This window comes from Frankia sp. QA3 (assembly GCF_000262465.1).
In the GTDB taxonomy this organism is placed as follows: Bacteria; Actinomycetota; Actinomycetes; order Frankiales; family Frankiaceae; genus Frankia.
The window spans coordinates 5,499,997-5,518,097 of sequence record NZ_CM001489.1 but is presented as its reverse complement, the minus strand read 5'-3'; the positions used below and the strand labels follow the sequence as shown (position 1 = coordinate 5,518,097).

The 18,101-nt window shown below is 71.4% G+C and carries 18 protein-coding genes; 8 read left to right on the top strand and 10 right to left on the bottom strand.

The window, feature by feature from the left end:
* Window positions 1-387: a toll/interleukin-1 receptor domain-containing protein gene (locus FRAQA3DRAFT_RS22595; protein ID WP_009741368.1), complete on the bottom strand. Its 387-nt coding sequence runs from the start codon at window positions 385-387 to the stop codon at window positions 1-3.
* A 399-nt stretch (window positions 388-786) separates the two neighbouring features.
* Between FRAQA3DRAFT_RS22595 and FRAQA3DRAFT_RS22590 the strand changes: the two genes are divergently transcribed.
* Together FRAQA3DRAFT_RS22590 and serC are read left to right on the top strand one after the other, a co-directional pair.
* Window positions 787-1,896 (top strand): citrate synthase 2, encoded by a 1,110-nt coding sequence (locus FRAQA3DRAFT_RS22590; protein ID WP_009741367.1) that lies wholly within the window; start codon window positions 787-789, stop codon window positions 1,894-1,896.
* Entirely contained in the window at window positions 1,889-3,013 is a 1,125-nt protein-coding gene (gene serC / locus FRAQA3DRAFT_RS22585; RefSeq protein ID WP_009741366.1) for a phosphoserine transaminase, read from the top strand. The genes FRAQA3DRAFT_RS22590 and serC overlap by 8 nt, the downstream gene beginning before the upstream one ends.
* A gap of 69 nt (window positions 3,014-3,082) precedes the next feature.
* Here the strand turns inward: serC and FRAQA3DRAFT_RS33510 are convergent, their stop codons facing one another.
* From FRAQA3DRAFT_RS33510 to FRAQA3DRAFT_RS22565, 5 genes are all read right to left on the bottom strand, one after another.
* Window positions 3,083-3,703 (bottom strand): RloB family protein, encoded by a 621-nt coding sequence (locus tag FRAQA3DRAFT_RS33510; RefSeq protein WP_009741365.1) that lies wholly within the window; start codon window positions 3,701-3,703, stop codon window positions 3,083-3,085.
* Window positions 3,700-5,004, bottom strand: coding sequence for an ATP/GTP-binding protein (locus FRAQA3DRAFT_RS22580; protein ID WP_009741364.1), 1,305 nt, complete (start codon window positions 5,002-5,004; stop codon window positions 3,700-3,702). The genes FRAQA3DRAFT_RS33510 and FRAQA3DRAFT_RS22580 overlap by 4 nt, the downstream gene beginning before the upstream one ends.
* A gap of 309 nt (window positions 5,005-5,313) precedes the next feature.
* On the bottom strand, window positions 5,314-6,681 hold the full coding sequence (locus tag FRAQA3DRAFT_RS22575; RefSeq protein ID WP_009741363.1) for a citrate synthase: 1,368 nt from the start codon (window positions 6,679-6,681) through the stop codon (window positions 5,314-5,316).
* Between the two features lie 271 nt (window positions 6,682-6,952).
* Complete coding sequence (locus tag FRAQA3DRAFT_RS22570; protein ID WP_035923342.1) at window positions 6,953-7,726, bottom strand: response regulator transcription factor; 774 nt, start codon at window positions 7,724-7,726, stop codon at window positions 6,953-6,955.
* Between the two features lie 60 nt (window positions 7,727-7,786).
* Complete coding sequence (locus tag FRAQA3DRAFT_RS22565) at window positions 7,787-9,553, bottom strand: sensor histidine kinase (protein WP_009741361.1); 1,767 nt, start codon at window positions 9,551-9,553, stop codon at window positions 7,787-7,789.
* A 324-nt stretch (window positions 9,554-9,877) separates the two neighbouring features.
* Here FRAQA3DRAFT_RS22565 and FRAQA3DRAFT_RS22560 point away from each other — a divergent pair, with 324 nt between their 5' ends.
* On the top strand, window positions 9,878-10,309 hold the full coding sequence (locus FRAQA3DRAFT_RS22560; protein WP_009741360.1) for a MarR family winged helix-turn-helix transcriptional regulator: 432 nt from the start codon (window positions 9,878-9,880) through the stop codon (window positions 10,307-10,309).
* 62 nt (window positions 10,310-10,371) lie between these two features.
* On the opposite strand, the gene FRAQA3DRAFT_RS22555 is transcribed toward FRAQA3DRAFT_RS22560, so the two are convergent.
* Window positions 10,372-11,385: a Gfo/Idh/MocA family oxidoreductase gene (locus tag FRAQA3DRAFT_RS22555; protein ID WP_009741359.1), complete on the bottom strand. Its 1,014-nt coding sequence runs from the start codon at window positions 11,383-11,385 to the stop codon at window positions 10,372-10,374.
* Window positions 11,386-11,513: 128 nt separating this feature from the next.
* Between FRAQA3DRAFT_RS22555 and FRAQA3DRAFT_RS22550 the strand changes: the two genes are divergently transcribed.
* From FRAQA3DRAFT_RS22550 to thpR, 3 genes are read left to right on the top strand one after another with little or no spacing between them, the layout of a single operon-like run.
* On the top strand, window positions 11,514-11,741 hold the full coding sequence (locus FRAQA3DRAFT_RS22550; protein ID WP_009741358.1) for a helix-turn-helix transcriptional regulator: 228 nt from the start codon (window positions 11,514-11,516) through the stop codon (window positions 11,739-11,741).
* A 3-nt stretch (window positions 11,742-11,744) separates the two neighbouring features.
* Window positions 11,745-12,341 carry a Clp protease N-terminal domain-containing protein gene (locus FRAQA3DRAFT_RS22545; protein WP_009741357.1) on the top strand — a complete coding sequence of 199 codons (597 nt, stop codon included), beginning with the start codon at window positions 11,745-11,747 and terminating at the stop codon, window positions 12,339-12,341.
* A 14-nt stretch (window positions 12,342-12,355) separates the two neighbouring features.
* Window positions 12,356-12,922: an RNA 2',3'-cyclic phosphodiesterase gene (gene thpR, locus FRAQA3DRAFT_RS22540; RefSeq protein WP_009741356.1), complete on the top strand. Its 567-nt coding sequence runs from the start codon at window positions 12,356-12,358 to the stop codon at window positions 12,920-12,922.
* 9 nt (window positions 12,923-12,931) lie between these two features.
* Here thpR and FRAQA3DRAFT_RS22535 read toward each other — a convergent pair whose 3' ends face one another.
* Entirely contained in the window at window positions 12,932-13,417 is a 486-nt protein-coding gene (locus tag FRAQA3DRAFT_RS22535; RefSeq protein ID WP_009741355.1) for a winged helix-turn-helix domain-containing protein, read from the bottom strand.
* 839 nt (window positions 13,418-14,256) lie between these two features.
* On the opposite strand from FRAQA3DRAFT_RS22535, the gene FRAQA3DRAFT_RS22530 reads away from it, so the two are divergent.
* The gene (locus FRAQA3DRAFT_RS22530; RefSeq protein ID WP_009741354.1) at window positions 14,257-15,159 is read left to right on the top strand and encodes a sulfotransferase domain-containing protein; all 903 of its coding nucleotides are present in this window, start codon (window positions 14,257-14,259) and stop codon (window positions 15,157-15,159) included.
* Between the two features lie 40 nt (window positions 15,160-15,199).
* On the opposite strand, the gene FRAQA3DRAFT_RS22525 is transcribed toward FRAQA3DRAFT_RS22530, so the two are convergent.
* Together FRAQA3DRAFT_RS22525 and FRAQA3DRAFT_RS22520 are read right to left on the bottom strand one after the other, a co-directional pair.
* Window positions 15,200-16,807, bottom strand: coding sequence for an FAD-dependent oxidoreductase (locus tag FRAQA3DRAFT_RS22525; RefSeq protein WP_009741353.1), 1,608 nt, complete (start codon window positions 16,805-16,807; stop codon window positions 15,200-15,202).
* A gap of 132 nt (window positions 16,808-16,939) precedes the next feature.
* Window positions 16,940-17,524, bottom strand: a complete 585-nt coding sequence (locus tag FRAQA3DRAFT_RS22520; protein ID WP_009741352.1) for a lytic polysaccharide monooxygenase auxiliary activity family 9 protein — start codon at window positions 17,522-17,524, stop codon at window positions 16,940-16,942.
* A gap of 204 nt (window positions 17,525-17,728) precedes the next feature.
* Between FRAQA3DRAFT_RS22520 and FRAQA3DRAFT_RS22515 the strand changes: the two genes are divergently transcribed.
* Window positions 17,729-18,034 carry a DUF2530 domain-containing protein gene (locus tag FRAQA3DRAFT_RS22515; RefSeq protein WP_035921342.1) on the top strand — a complete coding sequence of 102 codons (306 nt, stop codon included), beginning with the start codon at window positions 17,729-17,731 and terminating at the stop codon, window positions 18,032-18,034.
* The last annotated feature ends 67 nt before the right edge of the window (window positions 18,035-18,101 follow it).

The following is an 18,101-nucleotide window of genomic DNA, read 5'->3' as shown; positions in this document are numbered from 1 at the left end:
TCAGCCGAGCTCGCGCAGGACTGTGGCGACCCCGCGGTCCCAGTCGGTGGTCAGGTCGAGGCAGGGCCGCCCGCCGATCCGGGCGGGGGGCTCGGTGCCGGACAGGATCACGGGCAGCATGATGATGCCGCGAGCCGAGAGGTCCCCGGCGAGCGCCGGCAGGAATTCCTGCGCTATCCACGGCGCGTGAATTCCCAGGGTGGAGTGGCCCAGCACGAGAAAATCCGCGGTGGCGAGGGTTTCATTCATGAACATGGGCACGGTGTCGCCGATGCGCACCTCCCAACGGTCGAGGTGCACCGCATGGCCCACCGCGTTGACCGCCCGCCCCAGCCGTTCGGCGGTGGCGATGTCCGCCGCACGATGACTGATGAAGACGAACGCCATGATCTCCCGAGCTCCTGATCCAGTTGTTCGCGCAGCGTGACCGCCGGCCAGTCAGGCCATTTTCTCCTGCCGACCGTAGCGCGACGCGATCTCCGCTGGTCGACCCTCCCCGACACTGGTTTCGGCAGCTTGTTGCAAATAGCCGCACAATCGGACAAAGTGACTGTGACTCATCTCATAAATTGTCGTTTGAGTGCGTCGGGGTTGGCGAACTGTGAGGCCGCCGCATGCGATGGCGGTTGGCTGGAACCCCGCCGAAGCGGCGGCGCTCTGGCGTGTCCGGATGCCGCGGGGCAGGATCGGATGGAGCAGGACCGACGAGGCAGGACACAGCGGGCCGCCGGTCGAAGCGACAGACCGCCGGTCGAACCAACAGACAGAAGCGGAGATCCGGACTCGATGGCCGAGAAGACAAGCGATTTCAAGCCAGGTCTGGAAGGCGTGATCGCCTTTGAGACGGAGATCGCCGAGCCGGACAAGGAGGGCAGCGCACTGCGCTACCGCGGGGTCGATATCGAGGACCTCGTCGGCAAGGTGGACTACGGCCACGTCTGGGGGCTGCTGGTCGACGGGGCGTTCGAGCCCGGGCTGCCGCCGGCCGAGCCGTTCCCGGTGCCGGTGCACTCGGGTGACATCCGGGTGGACGTGCAGAGCGCGCTGGCGATGCTCGCCCCCTACTGGGGCCTGGGTCAGCTGATCGACATCACCCCCGCGCAGGCCCGCGACGACCTCGCCCGCGCGTCGGTGGTCGCGCTGTCCTTCGTCGCCCAGTCCGCCCGGGGCCTGGGGCAGCCCGCGGTCCCGCAGAAGGAGGTGGACCGGGCGCGGACGATAACGGAACGGTTCATGATCCGCTGGCGCGGCGAGCCGGACCCGAAGCACGTCCAGGCCGTCGACGCCTACTGGGTGTCGGCCGCCGAGCACGGCATGAACGCCTCCACGTTCACCGCCCGGGTGGTCGCCTCGACCGGTGCCGATGCCTCGGCCGCGCTGTCCGCCGCCGTCGGTGCGCTGTCCGGGCCGCTGCACGGCGGCGCCCCGTCCCGGGTGCTGGCGATGCTCGACGAGGTCGAGCGCACCGGGGACCCGCTCGGCTACGTCCGGCGTGCCCTGGACCGCAAGGAGCGGCTGATGGGCTTCGGCCACCGGGTGTACCGCGCGGAGGACCCGCGCGCCCGGGTGCTGCGCCGCACCGCGCGCGACCTCGGCTCCGACCGGTACGAGGTGGCCGAGGCGCTGGAGGCGGCCGCGATCGAGGAGCTGACCAACCGCTTCCCCGACCGCCCGCTGCGCACGAACGTGGAGTTCTGGTCGGCCGTGGTGCTGGACTTCGCACAGGTCCCCGCCCATATGTTCACGTCCATGTTCACCTGCGCCCGCACCGCGGGCTGGAGTGCCCACATCCTCGAGCAGCAGCGCACGGGCCGGCTGATCCGCCCGTCCGCCCGCTACGTCGGCCCGGACCCGCGCCCGCTCGGCGACGTCTCGCCGGGGGTGCCCCGTGGCTGACGCCGCCGCGATCGAACTGCCCGACAGCCTGCGCCCGGCCGACGGCCGCTTCGGCTGCGGCCCGTCGAAGATCCGCCCGGAGGCCGTCGCGGCCCTCGCCGCCAGCGGCTCGACCTACCTCGGCACCTCGCACCGCCAGAAGCCGGTCAAGGGCCTGGTCGGCCGGGTGCGCGCGGGGCTCGCGGAGCTGTTCTCGCTGCCCGCCGGCTACGAGGTCGTGCTCGGCATCGGGGGCGCCACCGCGTTCTGGGACGCCGCCGCGTTCAACCTGGTCCGTACCCGGTCGCAGCACCTCGTCTTCGGCGAGTTCGGCGGAAAGTTCGCGGACACGACGAAGGGCGCGCCGTTCCTGGCGGAGCCCTCCGTGGTGTCCTCGGCCCCGGGCACGCACCCGGACTGGGCGCCCGAGGCCGGCATCGACGTCTACGCCAGCCCGCACAACGAGACCTCCACCGGCGTCGCGCGCCCGGTGCGCCGCCCGGTGGGCGCCGACGCCGACGCTCTGCACCTGGTCGACGCCACCTCCGGCGCCGGCGGCCTGCCCGTCGACGTCTCCGAGACCGACGTCTACTACTTCGCGCCGCAGAAGAACTTCGCCTCCGACGGCGGCCTGTGGACGGCGCTGTTCTCGCCGGCGGCGATCGACCGGCTCGCCGAGATCGCCGCGACCGACCGGTGGATCCCGCCGTTCCTCGACCTGACCACGGCCCGCGACAACAGCTCCAAGGACCAGACCTACAACACCCCGGCGGTGGCGACGCTGTTCCTGTTCGCCGACCAGATCGAGTGGATGCTCGCCCAGGGTGGGCTGGACTGGTGCGTGCGGCGCACCGCCGAGTCCTCGTCGATCCTCTACACCTGGGCCGAGAAGACGGCGTACACGACGCCGTTCGTCGCCGACCCGGCGCAGCGCTCCCAGGTCGTCGTGACGATCGACTTCGACGGGGTCGACGCGGCCGCGGTGGCGAAGGTGCTGCGCGCCAACGGCGTCGTCGACGTCGAGCCGTACCGCAAGCTCGGCCGCAACCAGCTCCGTGTCGCCTGCTTCCCGGCGATCGAGCCCGCCGACGTCGAGGCCCTCACCGCCAGCATCGACTACATCGTCGAGCGCCTGTAGCGGCGGGTCCAAGGAAACGCGCCGAGCGGGTCGGGAGCTTTCCGCCTCTCGACCCGCTCCACGTTCAGATCATGTTCTCGGCGGGTGTGTCCCACTAGCCTCGACGAGATAGGTGGCCAAGGCGGAGACAGAGCTCGAGGGGTTGGGCCCGCGGATGCCGGGAGCACACTCGGGTGCGGTCCGTTCCGCCCGGCCGCATGCCGCCTGGTAGTTGCCGAACGGAAAGCTCGGGGGCAGCGCCTTATCCCGATGACCGTGGCCGCGGAGAATCTGACGGAGGCTGTCGCCGCGCGTATGTGCCGCGTGCTCGTCGTAGTGCCAGAGCAGCCATATTTCGAAGCACGGGTTGCTGATGGCGATCTTGACCCCCGCCGAATAGGCGAGGGCGATCGCGCGGTCGAGCGTCGCATGTGAGTCGACGTCGACGACGCACCAGCATGCGTCCACGCCTTCTTCGCGATCCCGATGGGCCATCGCAGTTCGAACTACCGTTTCGGGATCACGCCCCGTTCCTATGACCTTTGGTTTGATGACTCGGACGCCGGTTGCCCGGATCGCTCGCGCAAGCCCGTTGAAGTAATCTGGTTCGGTGCGTTCACCTTCGGTGACGATGATGATCCGTGGTCGCTCCGTCCGAGTCCCTCGTCTGCGCCGGAGGTCGGATTTTCCCGGCCTTCCCGCGGGGCTCACGTCTCGACCCGGCTCAGAACTCCCGCGAGCGCGTCGGGGTCCACCAGCGGCACGGCTCCGTACCGGCCTTCGAGGTACCTCTTGGCGAAGTTGTCGGACCGGCGGGTCGGATATTCCGCCAGTGAGTAGAGCTCGGTTGCTCCATCCGAGTTCTTCTCTGCGAACCAGATCTCGTCGGGTTCGAGCGCGGCCGGGAACGACGGGCTCATGAAGCTCACGTCGTGGGTGGTGAAGACGATCTGCGCCCCGGTCTTGTTGATCTCCGGCGCCTTGAACATCCCGACGAGAGTCGCGGCAAGGTAGGGATGCAGGCTGGCGTCCAGCTCGTCCACCAGCAGGACGCTTCCGTCCTGGAAGGCGTGCAGCGCGGGCACGGCAAGGCTGATCCAGGCGAGAGTGCCGCTGCTCTGGTCGATCTCGGGTATTTCGAACTCTGTTCCGTCGGCGGTCGTATGCACGAAAGACAAATTTTTTCGGGTCGCGGCGAGCGTGCGTGCGGTGACACCTTTGTCGCGCTCATCGCCATCATCGGAGGCGAGTTCCAGGAAGGCTGCCAGGAAGGTCGGCCGCTCCCGTTCGCGGACGGTCACGCCCCTGATGCCGAGGTCGGCCATCCTGAGTAGCGCGATCGTCTTTTGTAGAGAGTCCTTGTCCTCGATGACATCTCTGACCATGCGAAGTCGTGTTCTACGGTCAAATTCCGTGTACCTGGCATACTGGATATTGCGGGTGATCTGATGCTGGATGCGTCCCAAAAAATTATGATTGGAGTTGGCTGCGACCGAGAGGAAGAGGCTGCGTGGGCGCAGCAGGCTGGCTGCCAGGGCCTTGTCGCCGGGCAGGTGATTGCTGAATGAGATCGGAGTGCCGCCGGTGGACTCGCGTACAAAGAGCCGCCGCCGCCTGCCTTCAGGGTAGCTGTAGAGCCATTCGCTGTGTACGCCCTGGTCCGTGCATCTGAACCCGTAGTCATAGCGGACGTCATCCACTGTCAAGGAAAACTCGTAGAATGAAGGATGTGCTTCCTCGATCATGGTCAGCCGAAAAGGTTGATAGGGGAAGTCTTCCTTCTCGGCCCAGGTAGTGGCTGAATGGCGAACCGCGCTGATGGCGAAATCGAAGGCGTCGAGCAGATTTGACTTCCCGGCCGCATTGGCGCCGTAGATGGCCGCCACGCGGGTGGTCGCGCCGATCCAGTCGCCGTCAGGTGGGGTGATCGTCCGCAGTGAGGACGAAATGAGCGAAAGTTCCGCTTCGTCCCGGATTGACCTGTGGTTGGCCACCCGGAAGCGCAGAAGCACCTCTGGCCTCCCTCTGGACACGGTTTCAGGCCGAATCTCGGCGAACTTCCCCCGATTCGCGTCGGTAACTGAGGTCGATCGTACATCGGCGCCTGTCAACAGCCAGCGCCTTACTGGCGGGCGGGCCCTCTTGGGCGACAGATGACGCTGGTGCCTCTCGGTCCACCGCGCCAGGCGCGGCCGGGGAAACCGACAAGGCCGGCGAGCTGAACAGCTCGCCGGCCTTGTGCCGATCATTTGAAGGCGCTCGCGCGTTGGCTCTGGCAGGCGGCTGGAGTGCCGCAGCGCCACGCTGACGCCGGGTGGTGCCTAGCGCAGGGGGCGCTCCGGGGCGGCCTGGGCGGCCTGGGCGGCGATCAGGTCGGCCTCGGTGTCGGCGGTCGCGCCGCGGTCGTCCATCGGGACGTACGGGCGCTGGTCGTAGCCGACGTAGAGCTGGCGCGGGCGGGCGATCTTCTGCTCGGGGTCGAGCAGGCCCTCCTCCCACTGGGCCAGCCAGCCGGGCATCCGGCCGATGGCGAACAGCACCGGGAACATCTCCACGGGGAAGCCCATGGCCTGGTAGATGATGCCGGTGTAGAAGTCGACGTTCGGGTAGAGCTTGCGGGCGATGAAGTACTCGTCCTCCAGCGCGATCCGCTCCAGCTCCATGGCCAGGTCCAGCAGCGGGTTCGTGCCGGTGACCTTGAAGACCTCGTCGGCGACCTGGCGGATCACCCGGGCGCGCGGGTCGTAGTTCTTGTAGACCCGGTGGCCGAAGCCCATCAGCTTCTTCTTGCCGTCCTTCACCTGGGCGATGAAGGAGGGGATGTTCTCGACCGAGCCGATCTCGGCGAGCATCCGCAGCACCTGCTCGTTCGCCCCGCCGTGCAGCGGGCCGTAGAGCGCGGCGATCGCGGCCGCGGCCGCCGAGAACGGGTCCGCCTGCGAGCTGCCGACGGCGCGCATCGCGTTCGCCGAACAGTTCTGCTCGTGGTCGGCGTGCAGGATGAACAGCACGTCGAGGGCGTGCTCCAGGTTCGGGTCCGGCTCGTACTTGAGCTCGGTGGCCTTCCACATCATGTTGAGGAAGTTGCCGGCGTACGACAGGTCGTTGTCCGGGTAGACGTACGGGAAGCCGACCGAGTGCCGGTAGGAGTACGCCGCCAGCGTCGTGATCTTGGCGATCAGGCGGACGATCTGGAGACGACGCAGGCCCGGGTCGTCGATCGTCTTGGCGTCCGGGTAGAAGGTCGACAGCGCGCCCACGGTGGACACGAGCATGCCCATGGGGTGGGCGTCGTGGTGGAACCCGTCGATGAACTTCTTGATCGACTCGTGCACCAGGGTGTGGTGCGTGATCTCGTCTTCCCAGGTCGACAGCTCGTCGGTGGAGGGAAGCTCGCCCGCCAGCAACAGGTAGGCGACCTCGAGGAAGCTGCTCTTCTCGGCGAGCTCCTGGATCGGGTAGCCGCGGTAGCGCAGGATGCCGGCGTCGCCGTCGATGTAGGTGATGGCGCTGCGGCAGCTCGCGGTGTTCGTGAACGCCGGGTCGTACGCCATCAACCCGAAGTCGTCGTCGCCCGTCTTGATCGAACGCAACGCACTCGCGCGTACCGTGCCGTCCGTGACCGGGATCTCGTACGTCTTACCGGTTCGGTTGTCGGTGACGGTCAGTGTGCTGACCTGCTCGGACACGCCGGGCTCCTCTCGCGGTCGCGATGCCGCTGGTGACGGCTCTGGCCCCAGCCGGGGCGCGCATCCGGGTACGGAGCGCTCACGCCGGTTTGCTGGCTCACATGGTTCTTCCCAAGTCTGGCCGTTCGCGGCTGCACATGCGCGTGATCGGTGAGCCTCATCCCACGTGTGCTGCGCCACCCCTTGTAGGAGAACACATCCCCTGGCTGCGGTGATGGGGTACGGCACGCTCGGTGAGCATGCGGCCGGCCATCGCGCGGGTGGATTGCACCTACCCGAACGGGGAGAAGCCACTCTGGTGCCCGGGGCCACTCGTTGAGTGGGTTCCCGGCGTGATAACGGAAGACGTGCCGGCGGACGTTCCCGCGGCGGCACCCGGCTGGCCCGGCCCGGCGGCGGCGTTGCGCAGCCAGGTGAGCACGGCGAGCACCCGGCGGTTGTCGTCCGCGGACGCCGGCATCCCGAGCTTGCTGAAGACGCCGGCGATGTGGTTCTCCACGGTCTTGGGCGCCAGGTGCAGGCGGGCGCCGATGCCCTGGTTGGACCGCCCCTCGGCCATGTGCGCGAGCACCATGCGTTCCCGCGGGGTGAGCCGGGCCAGCTCGTCGGCGCGCCGCCGGTGGGCCAGCAGGCCCGCGACGATTTCCTCATCGAGCACGAGGCGACCGTCGATCACCCGCCGCAGCGCGTCCTGTAGCGCCCCGACGTCGTCGACCCGGTCCTTGAGCAGGTAGCCGAGGCCACCGCCGCCGCCGTCGCCGAGCAGGCGCAGCGCGTAGGGCGTCTCGGCGTAGGTCGACAGGACGAGCACGGCGATCGCGCGGTGCTCGGCGCGGATCCGCTCGGCCGCGACCAGTCCCTCGTCGGTGAACGTGGGCGGCATCCGGATGTCCAGGATCACCGCGTCCGGCCGGCTGCGCCCGAGCCCGCGGATCAGGTCGTCGGCGGTGCCGGCCTGCGCCACTACCTCGGCGCCCGCGGCGGTCAACAGCATCGCCAACCCCTCGCGGAACAGGGCCGAGTCGTCCGCGATCGCTACCCGCACGGGTCCGTTCCCCTCTTCTCGGTCGGCATGGGTCTTCTCGGTCGACACGGGTCTTCTCGGTCAGCATGGGATGCTCGCCGTCAGCCGGGTCCCGCCGCCCGACGGGCTGACGATCACCAGGGCGCCGCCGAGCGCCCGGACCCGATCGTCGAGGCCGGCCAGCCCACCGCCCTCGACGGCGGTGGCGCCGCCCTTGCCATCGTCGGTGACGTCGATGCGGACGATGCCGTCGTCGTGGCGCACCGCGACCCGGGCCCGGCTGGCCCCGGCGTGCTTGACCGTGTTCGTGAGCGCCTCGCAGATCGTGTAGTAGGCGCCCGCCTCCAGGACCGCCTCGAACCGCGCCACGGGGACGTCCAACTCGACCTCCACGGGCAGCGCGGCCGTGACGACCTCCAGGGCCGGCCGAAGCCCGCCCTGGCTGAGCACGGCCGGATGGATTCCCCGAGCGAGGCTGCGCAGGTCCGCGAGGGCGTGGCGCAGGTCCTCCCGGGCGGCCTCGATGGCGGAGATCGTATCGGGATCGGTGGCTTTCGTCCGGGCGAGTCCAAGTCTGGTGGCCAGCGCCAGGAGCCGCTGCTGCGCGCCGTCGTGCAGATCGCGCTCCAGCCGGCGCCGCTCGTGCAGACCGGCCTCGACGAGGCGGGCCCGGGATGCGCGCACGGCATCGAGCTGCGCGGCCACCGTGGCGTGCAGCTGGGCGTTCTCCAGGGCCAGGGCGCTGGCGCGCACGGCCGCCTCGACCAGATCGCGGTTGCGCCGCATGGCGGGCGCGGCAGCGATCACCGCCAGGGGCGCCCCGGTCGCGGTCCGCAGTGTCATGACCAGCTCGGCGGCGCCGGGCGGCGGCGGGGGCCGGACGGCCCCGTCGGCATCGACGTGGTGGTCCTCCCCGGGCAGCCACAGGTAGATCTCGGCGGAGTCGTCGTGCAGCGCCGCCCGCAGCGCCGCGCGCACCGCCCGCACGGCCGGCGGGGTGGGCAGCGTCGCGAGCAGCTGCGCGATGCGGGCCCGGACGAACACCCGGCGCAGCACCGCCGCCGCGAACGCCAGGGGGATCGTCAGCAGGGTGAGGGAGATGGCGACGAACTCGGGCCCGATGTCGGCGTCGCTCGGGTTGTAGACGAAGAAGTTGACCGTCGACGCGAGGACGAACGCCAGCAGCAACGCGAGCGCCACCGGCCGGAAGATCCGCCGGTCCAGCTCGGAGTACCGCCGCAGCCGCCCGCGGACGACGAGCAGGAAGGCGGCGGCGAGTACGAGGGTCAGGCCGTCGAGAGTCCAGACCACGGCGTCGAACGCTCCGTGGCCGATCGGCTCGCCGTACCACCAGACGTCGGGGTGACCGGAGTAGCCGAACCATTCCGGCCGGCCGATGCCGATCAGCCCGAGGTTCGCCAGCGGAATGACGAGCACGGCGACGCCCAGCAGCACCCGTTCACCGTTGTTCTGTAGCCGCCCCGTCGGGTAACGCAGCACGCCCCAGCCGAGGCAGACCCAGAAATGGGTGTAGGCGAAGGTCGACACGAGCGCGGACGGTCCGGCATCCCAGCCCGCCGTCCAGGACAGCGGCCACAGCAGTCCGCCCAGGACCAGCGCCGCGGTGACGCTGCCCAGCGACTCCTCGCCGTTGAGCATGGCCGCCGTGAGCGCGAACGCGAGCGCCACCACGACGTTGAGGGTCGCGGCGAGCGGGCTGTGTCCAAACGCGGGCCACTGACACGCGATCGCACCGGCGGCGGTGGCGGTGCCGCCGATTGCCAGACACCACGGGCGGTGACGGGCGGCGCACGCGGACAGTCGAGCGGGCAGATGCGGATGCGGCACGTCAGACGACGTTATGTAGCCAGGATCTCACCCGACAAGCGTCGCACACGCCGATCGGCGGATTGCGGGTTACCCCTCACTTCCTCCCAGGAGATCCCCCGGTGAACTGTGGAGCTCTCCCTGAAGTCAGCGACGGCGCGCCGGGTGGAACCTGGATGACACGGATCGGTGTCCTCGATGATCGCATCCGAACGCAGACACCGCACCGTGCGGGGGTCGGCTGCCGCCGGGGGGTGGCCGACCCCTATTCGTCCCGTTGGCGTGGCATTCCCCGAAATCAACCTTTCTTCGGTCTCCGGTCCTCCTGGCGAGTACCGTCAGAAGATGGAGACCGAGACGGCGCGTGACGCCGAACTCGCGTCCGCGCTGCGGCTGTCGGTGATGCGACTTTCCCGACGAATGCGCCAGGAGCGGTCGAGTCAGCTCACCCCCACGCAGACCTCGGCGCTGGCGTCGCTCGAGCGCCACGGCCCGATGACGCTCGGGGAGATCGCGGCGCACGAGCGCGTCCAGCCGCCCTCGATGACGCGGGTCATCGCGCATCTCGCGGTCGCCGGGCTGGTCGAGCGCCGCCCACACCCCACCGATGGCCGGCAGGTGATCGCCGAGGTCACCGAGAAGGGGCGGGCGCTGCTCAGCGACGACCGCCGCCGCCGGGACGAGTGGCTGACCGACCGGCTCGCGGCCCTGCCGGCCGACGAGATCGCCGCCCTGACCCGGGCGGCGCCGATCCTGGACGCCCTCGCCGGCTCGTAGTCCGTCGGCGGTCCGTCGGCGGTCCGTCGGCGGACCGCCGGCGGACCGCCGCAGCTCGGCCGTCACAGCTCGACCCAGCCGCCCCGCTGGTGGGAGGTGCGGGCGGCGGCGATGAGTCGGTTCGCGGTGAGCAGGTCGTGGAAGGTGGCTCCCCGCACCAGCCGCGCGTCGTCGAGCTCGGTGGCCCGCACGACGTCGTAGGTGGCCTCCATCAGCCCGGGCCGGGCGGTCGGCAGGGTGGGCATCAGCAGGTCGCGCACCCCGGCGTCGTCCTGGCAGCGGACGCGGCGGCCCTGGACGACGATGCGCCCCTCGTCCCCGCACACCGTGATGGTGGCGGTATCCAGGTTGCCACCCATTTGCTCGTTGATCAGTACGGTGGCGCCGCTGGCAGAGAGCAGGGCCAGCGTCACGGGCGCGTCGGGCGTCAGGGTGGGGGCGGGCATCGCGGCGGGATCCGCGCAGACCGCCAGGATCTCCCCGCACCAGCGCATCGTGAGGTCGATGATCTCGACCCGGCCGGCCGGTCCGGTCGGCGCGCCGACCACGGTCATCTGGGTCAGCCGACCCAGTGAGGGGACCGTCGCCGCGACGTGGGTCGCCGCCGGCCAGGCTCGCCCGTCCAGGGCGACCACGTGGGCGAGGTCGCCCTCCTCGGCCAGGTCCGCGACGGCACGCAGGGTCTCCGCCTCGGCGGTGGCGGGGCCGGCGAGCAGCACGTGCAGGCCGATCTCGGCCGCCCGCCGGGCGACGATGTCGGAGCCGGGCGGGGGTGTCTCCACGCAGACCGCCTCGATGTCGTCCGAGAGCAGGGCGAGCAGGTCGGCGTAGGCGCGGGGGACCCCTGCCTCGGCCGCCCAGGCCAGCGACTCCAGCGGCTCCGGGGCGAGCAGGCCGACCACCGCGACCCCGGCGTCGCGCAGTACTTCGGCCGTCGTGCTGTCGGAGCCGTCGGTGACCAGCGCCATCGCGAGCGGCAGGTCGGGCTGGCGGCGGCGGACGAGCCGCCGCAGTTCCCGCCAGCTTGCGGACAGTGCCGGATCACGCGGTGGCACCAGCTCGGGGAGCGTCGTCACGGCTCTGATAGTGCTCCCGGCCCGCCGGTGGTGGTCGGCGATGGCACCGATTGTCGCGGAGAGCGGACAGCGTCCCATCTTGTCAATCAGGGTTGACACTCCCCCGATGTCAACGTAGGTTGACGGCCATGAACATGACCGCCACGAAGCTCGCCGGGGCGGCCTCCGACGACGACCCACGGGTGGGTCTCGCCGCCGTCGCCTCGCTGCGGGCCCTGTTGGAATCACTCGAGGAGCTCCAGGTCGCCAGCGCCCGGCACAAGGGCTGGTCCTGGCAGGAGATCGCCGACGTGCTCGGCGTGAGCCGGCAGGCCGCGCACAAGAAGTACGGACGCCGGTTCGGGAAGGGGAGGTAGGCAGTGTTCGAGAGGTTCACGCCGCAGTCCCGCGCGGTCGTGCGCGCCGCGGCCCGGGCCGCGGCCGCCTTCGAGCACGACCGGGTGCACAGCGGCCACCTGCTGTTCGCCATCATCACCGAGGGTGGCGCCGTCGGGCGTGCCCTGGCCGGCCTCGGCCTCGACGAGCCATCGCTGCGCGCCGAGCTGCACGGGGCCCGGGTGCTCTCGCGCGGCGGCCGCGAGGTGGACACCGACGCGCTCGCGGCGATCGGGGTGGACTACGAGGCCATCCGGGCCGCCGCCGACGAGCGGTTCGGCGCCGGCGTGCTGGGGCTGACGATGGTCCGCAAGGCCCCGCGGCGGTCCTGGTGGCGGCGGCGTCCGCGCGCCCGTGGGCGGCGCTTCTCGGCCGAGGCGCGGCGGGCGCTGGAACGCGCCGTGCGGCTCGCGGCCACCCGCGGCGAGGCGGACGTCACGCCGCTTCATCTGCTGCTGGGGATGCTCGCCGACCGGTTCTCGCTAGCCGCCGGGATCATCGTGCGCCGAGGAACGAGCCTGGAACAGGTCCGGCTCGCGGCGGCGGTCGCGGACGACGCCGACCCGGGAGCACGGAGCTGACCGCGCGGCTGTTCGTGGCCGCCGTGCCGCCGGCCGCGGTGACCGACGCGTTGTGCACCGCGGTGCACCGGGCCCGGGCGGCCGCCCCCGACCTGCGCTGGTCGGCGCCCGACCGGTGGCACGTCACCCTCGCCTTCCTCGGGCCGGTGCCGGACGAGCGGCGCGGCGACCTCGACGCCCGGCTCGCGCGGGTGGCACGGCGGCACGGCCCGATCGCCGTCGAGACCGTCGGCGGCGGGCACTTCGGTGACCGGGTGCTGTGGACGGCGGTGCGGCCCGGGTCCGCGGCGGTGCGGCCCGGGGCGCTCGTAGCGCTCGCGGCCGGCGTGCGGCGTGCGGTCGAGCGGGCCGGCGCCGCTGCCGGGGCGGACGACCGGCCGCTGCGAGCGCACCTGACGCTCGCCCGGGTGCCCGACCGCGGCCACCGGGCGCTCGGCCCGCTCGTCGAGCTGCTGCGGGCCGATGTGGAACCGCTGCCGTGGACCGTCGACCGGCTGGTGCTGATGCGCAGCATCGACAGCGGCCCGGGCGCCGCCCCGGTCTACCGGGAGCAGGCGTCCTGGCCGCTCACCGGCCGGTGACGGCCGCCGTCAGGACGCCACGGCCGGATCGAGCGGGCGGTAGCGGTAGCCCACCCGGCGAATCGTCTCGATCCGGTATCGGTGCTCGGGGCCGAGCTTGCGCCGCAGCCGGGTCACGAGGACGTCGACCGTGCGGACGTCCGGGGCCGTCGCGTCGTCGGCCTGGTGTCCCCACACCGACGACAGCAGCGCCTGACGGCTGTGAGCCTGCCCGGGGTGGTGGACGAAGAAGTCCAGCACCTCGAACTCGAGGTAGGTCAGCTGCAGCGCGCGACCGTCCACGGTCGCGAGCCAGGCGTTCCGGTCGATCCACACGCCGGTGCGGGGTGGGGCCTGGACGGTCGGGCGGTGGTCGGGCCGGGCCGGGGCCGTCCGCGCGTGGGTCGGCGCGGGCAGGGGCTGGCGGGGGAGGGTCGCCGCCGTCCCGACGGGCGTGCGCTGCGGCGTGGTCACCAGGCGCGGCCGGTACGGGAGAGCGGTCGTCTGCGGGGGCATCGCTGGCCTTTCGGTCAGTGGTTCTTCCGGTCGCCGGGGGCTGTGGGCGCTGGGCCGTGCGGGCCTTGGAGCCGGGCGCTCCCTGGGCCGGGGGCGGGAAATCCTGAGCGGGTGGTGCTGGCGGGCCGGTCCCGGTCGGCAGGCGCGGTGCCAAGGGGCCGGACAGCGCTCGGGCACCGCGGCGATGGGGCGGCCGAGCTGGCATGGACTGAGACGTGACGTCGGCGGTGCCGGGCGTCTTCGCCGGTGGCGTGGAGGGATGTGGTGGCCACCGCGACGACGGGGTGCGCCACGATTGACGCCGGTCCAATGGTGGCGGCGGGCCCCGGCAAGCCAGGGGCGGGCGTCACTCGGCCGGGGACCGGAGCCTGTCGGCGGCTTGGTCGGTCCGCAGGCGCGGGCGCCGGTGGTGCGGCTGGTGGCCGCCCGTCAGACAGCCGGACAGGCAGCCGAGGCGACGCGGAGCAGATCGATATGGCTCCGGGTGACCAGGATCAGCCGCTTCAACACAAGAGCAACGGAAGCACACTGTTCCGGTCGCCGCCAAGGGAATAAAAGTGTGACTTGCTTCACACGGTGATATGGGATGCGCCGAATGTGCGGCGGCGGGGGCGTGGGACCCCAGGTCCGCGCGGGTCGGACGGTGGGTGGGCGCGGGTTTCCGGGCGGGCGGCGTCGTGTCCGCATCCATCCGATTCGGAACATTTTGTTCGGAATCTCCGGAGTCTCGCGGGCCCTCGAGCGATGTCGATTTTTCCGGTGGGGAAGTCGGAATATACTGGTGGATCGTCGGTATCCGCTGGTCGGGGACGCCGAAGAGGCCGAGAACAGGAGATCTCATGGCCCTGCCTGATTTCCTCGTGATCGGTGCGCCGGACGCGGGCATGGAGATCCTTCTCGCCGGCCTGCGCCGCTGCCCGGCGGTCTTCCTCCCCGCCACCGATCTCGGTCCGCCCGGCGATCTCGGTCCGCCCGGCGATCTCGGTCCGCCCGGCGATCTCGGCCCCGGTGCGGCGCCGGGGGCCGGGGGACCGGCTGGAGGCGGCGCGGGGCCGTGGGGCCTGGATGCGCCCCGCCGCCGGGCGCGGTTCGAGGCCCTGGTGGACCCGGCGCCCGTCGGCGTCCTGCGCGGCGTGAGCGCCCCCTACTACCTGGCCGACTTCACCGCGTTGCGGCACCTGCACGAGTTGCTGCCCTACGTCCGGCTCATTGCCCTGCTGCGGGATCCGGCGGCGCGGGCGCACGCGCACTGGCTGCGGATGCGCGCAGCCGACCTGGAGCCCATCGCCGACTTCGAAGGGGCCCTCGCGGCGGAGGGGGGGCGGGCCTGCGCCGGCTGGCCCTGGCCGTGGCGGTACCTGGCCCTGGGCCGGTACGGGGATCAGGTACAGCGCCTGTACACCCTCTTCGCGCGCCATCAGGTGCTCCTCGTGCCCTACCCCGAACTGAGCGTGGACCCGGCGGCGGCGCTGGGCCGCGTCCACCGCTTCCTCGGCCTCGGCCGCCATCGCGGCCCCGCCGGTACCGGCCGCGCGGACCGCTGCGCCGCGGTCCCGGTGCCGGTCCAGCGTTGCGGCGACCCGGGCGGCCTGCGGTGTGCCGAGCCGGCGGCGGTGGCGGCCGCGGCGCGGCGGCTCGAGCCGGCCATGGCCGCCCGGCTGCGCGCCGGCTTCCACGCCGATCTCGCCCTGCTCGACCAGGTGACGGGGCGGCGCTGGGCGCTCGGTCCCGCCCCGGAGTGATCCTCCCCGGGGCGGGTCGTCGACACCCGGCGCCGCCGGGTCAGCGGGAACCCTGGGTGAGGGCGACCGAGTCGGGCACCCTGACGGGCTCGGGCACGGTGCGCGAGATGACGCCCTGGATCTGCCCGATCACGTAGTGGGCCGACATCATCGCCCCCTCCTGCCAGCCGGGCAGCGGGGAGCTCTGGTCGCCCAGCACGTAGAAGCGCCCGTCCCCCTCGGGCTGGAGGAGCTGCTTGTAGGCCCGCATGTGGTCGGGGTTCCCGGGGTCCCAGCCAGCCCAGCCGCCGAGCTGGTGCGGCACCTTGTGCCAGGCGATCGTGATGCCCTTCGCGGTCGGGACGACGCCTTCGTCGGCGAACTGCGGGTGCAGCTCCGCCGCCCCGGCCCGGGCCTGCGCCAGCCGCTCCGGCGGCGCCAGGTCGCCGAACTTCGCGGCCACGTCGCCGAAGTTGTAGGCGCCGGTCACGGTGCCCGCCCCCGAGAAGTAGTCATTACTCGGATACCAGACCTGGGTGATCGGATGGTTCGTCCAACTGATCCCGCCGTAGATCTGGTCGGCATCGCCTTCCCAGAAACGCTCGTCGGTCTGCCAGCCGACCTTGCAGGTGTTCGCGAACTCGACGGCATTGATAGCCGCATCGAACTCGGGGGAGAAGTTCGTCGATATTCCCCGCAGCACCGGCAGTGGGATGCTGCTCACGCAGTAGTCCGCGGTCAGCGTCCGCGGTCGGCCGTCGTGTCGATATTCGACGGCCACTCCACCCTCGTCGAGCAGGCTGATCGCGGTGACCTCGGAGTTCAGCTCGACGACGTCGCCGAACTCACTTCTGAGCTCCCGCTCGAAGGCGGCCACGATGCGATCCATGCCGCCGACCGGCTGGAACATCGTGGCCTGCCACAGATAGTCCACCGGCTGGTAGAAGCTGTGCCGCCAGAATCCCGACTCCACCAGGTCCGCCAGGGGGATCGGCGGCGCCGGGCGGGGAAAGTCGTGCACGTCGGGATCCTCGGCGTACCCGGAGCGGGTGGAGCCGTCGTAGCTGTGGTCGTCCGCCAGCGAACCGAACACCCGCAGCAGGTCCAGCAGCTCGCCGGTCCCGGCGTCCCGTCGCACGAGGGTCCTGGCGAGCATCGCCGCGAGGTGCCCGCGGGTGTCGTTGGCGACCTGCCGGTTGCGCCACCGGACCACCCGGCCGTCGGCGAGGTGGATGACGTTCGCCGTCGTCTCCATGACGTACGGCTCGAGGTCGACGCCGAACGCCCGGCAGTAGCCGAGCATCCGCCGGTGGTGGTGGGGGATGCGGCCGGGGCCCAGGTTGAGGTAGAGCCCGTCGTCGAAGGAGCACCGGTGGGTGGTGACCGGCTCCCCGGTCGGGCCGAGCTCGCGGAGCACGTCGCCGCCGCGGGCCGTGCGGTTGCGACCGCCCGCGCGGTCCGACGCCTCCAGCACGGTGCACCGATAGCCCAGCCGGCCGAGTTCGTAGGCCGCGGTCAGCCCGGCGATCCCGGCGCCGAGGACGGCGACGGTGGCGCCCGCGCGGGGTGCCGGGGGCAGCTCGAACGAGCCCGTCCAGCCCGTCGCCTCCGGCCCACCCCGGCCGATCATCGCCTCGCGCAGTGCGTCGGCGGCACTTCGCGCGGTCATGACAGTCGTCCGCGGTCGTCGTCGCGCATGATTGCCCACCTGCCTTCGTCTGGTGTCTGGTCCTGGTCCGCGGTCGTGACCAGGCAAGCCCCGTCCGCCGGCCGGAGCCGGCCGGCGGACGGGGCCCCGACGTCACCCGGTGAAATCGAGGTCGATGACCTGGTAGAAGCCCTTAGCGGTGTCGGCGACCTCCCAGACGCCGAGCAGAACGTGGTATCCCTGCCGCTTTGGCAGCACGATCGTGTGCCGGGTCGGGTCCGCCGGCAGGAGGTCGTCGGCCGACCAGTAGGGCTGCCCGCTGTTCTGGACCTGATGGATGGGCTGCGGCTCGAACTGGGCCCGGCTCAGCGGGGCGTTCGGGTCCCAGCCCTCCCGGGTCACGAAGTAGTTCCACCGCCGCGTCTTGTGCGGGGCGTGGAAACTCCAGGTGATGGTGAGTCGCTGGCCGGCGGCCACGGAGTGCTTCTGCCAGTCCGATCCCGGCCGGTCCAGTTCGGCGGCATACTCCCGGCCGGCGCTGGCAATCTGCCCGTCGGCGGGTGGGGCGTCGTTCCGGACATCGTCCGGCGCGAACGGATCGGCCAGCCCGGCCTGTGTCTCCGGGAAGAACTTCCCGGATTCGAGGTCGGCGGACTGCCATTCCGAAAGGTATATGTTCGCGCGGGAGGCCGGTTCGGAGACCGTACCGTGCCGCGGCGCAACTTTGCTCTGGGTCATAGCGCAACGGTAGCGTCGGCACTCTTGGTTTGCATTCCCGGAAAGCGGGAAACCGGCGTCCTCCGGAGTGATTTTTTTGAATCGTCGGAGTCATTTCCGGAGTTTGCTGTGGAAAGCCCCGGACCGGGACCGTGCGCCGCGTTCCGGGCGAGTGGGGGCGTCCCGGCGGCCCCGGCCCGCGGGCGGCGGGTACCGTCGGGCGGGATGAGTGCGTCAGCGAACAGCGACCCCGCCGCGGGCGTCGCCGCCGGGCAGGCCCCGGGCGACCCGCCGGCACCCGAGCCGCTGCCCTACGACGGCGTCGTCTCCGTCGCCGTCGGCACGGTGCTGTGGGCCGTCGCCGCGCTGGTCATGCTGGTATTCCTGGACAACCTGCGCGACGACGGCCACCTGTGGTGGCTGGCCACCGCGATCTGCGGCTTCGGGCTCGGGCTCGCCGGTCTGTGGGTCGTGATCCGCCGCCGCAACCGGCTACGGGCCCGGCAGGAGCTACGGGCCCGGCAGGAGTAGCCGGCCGCGGCGGGCAGCCGCCCGGGCGGTGCGCACCCGTCTCGTCCTCGCTGACGCCTCGCCGCGG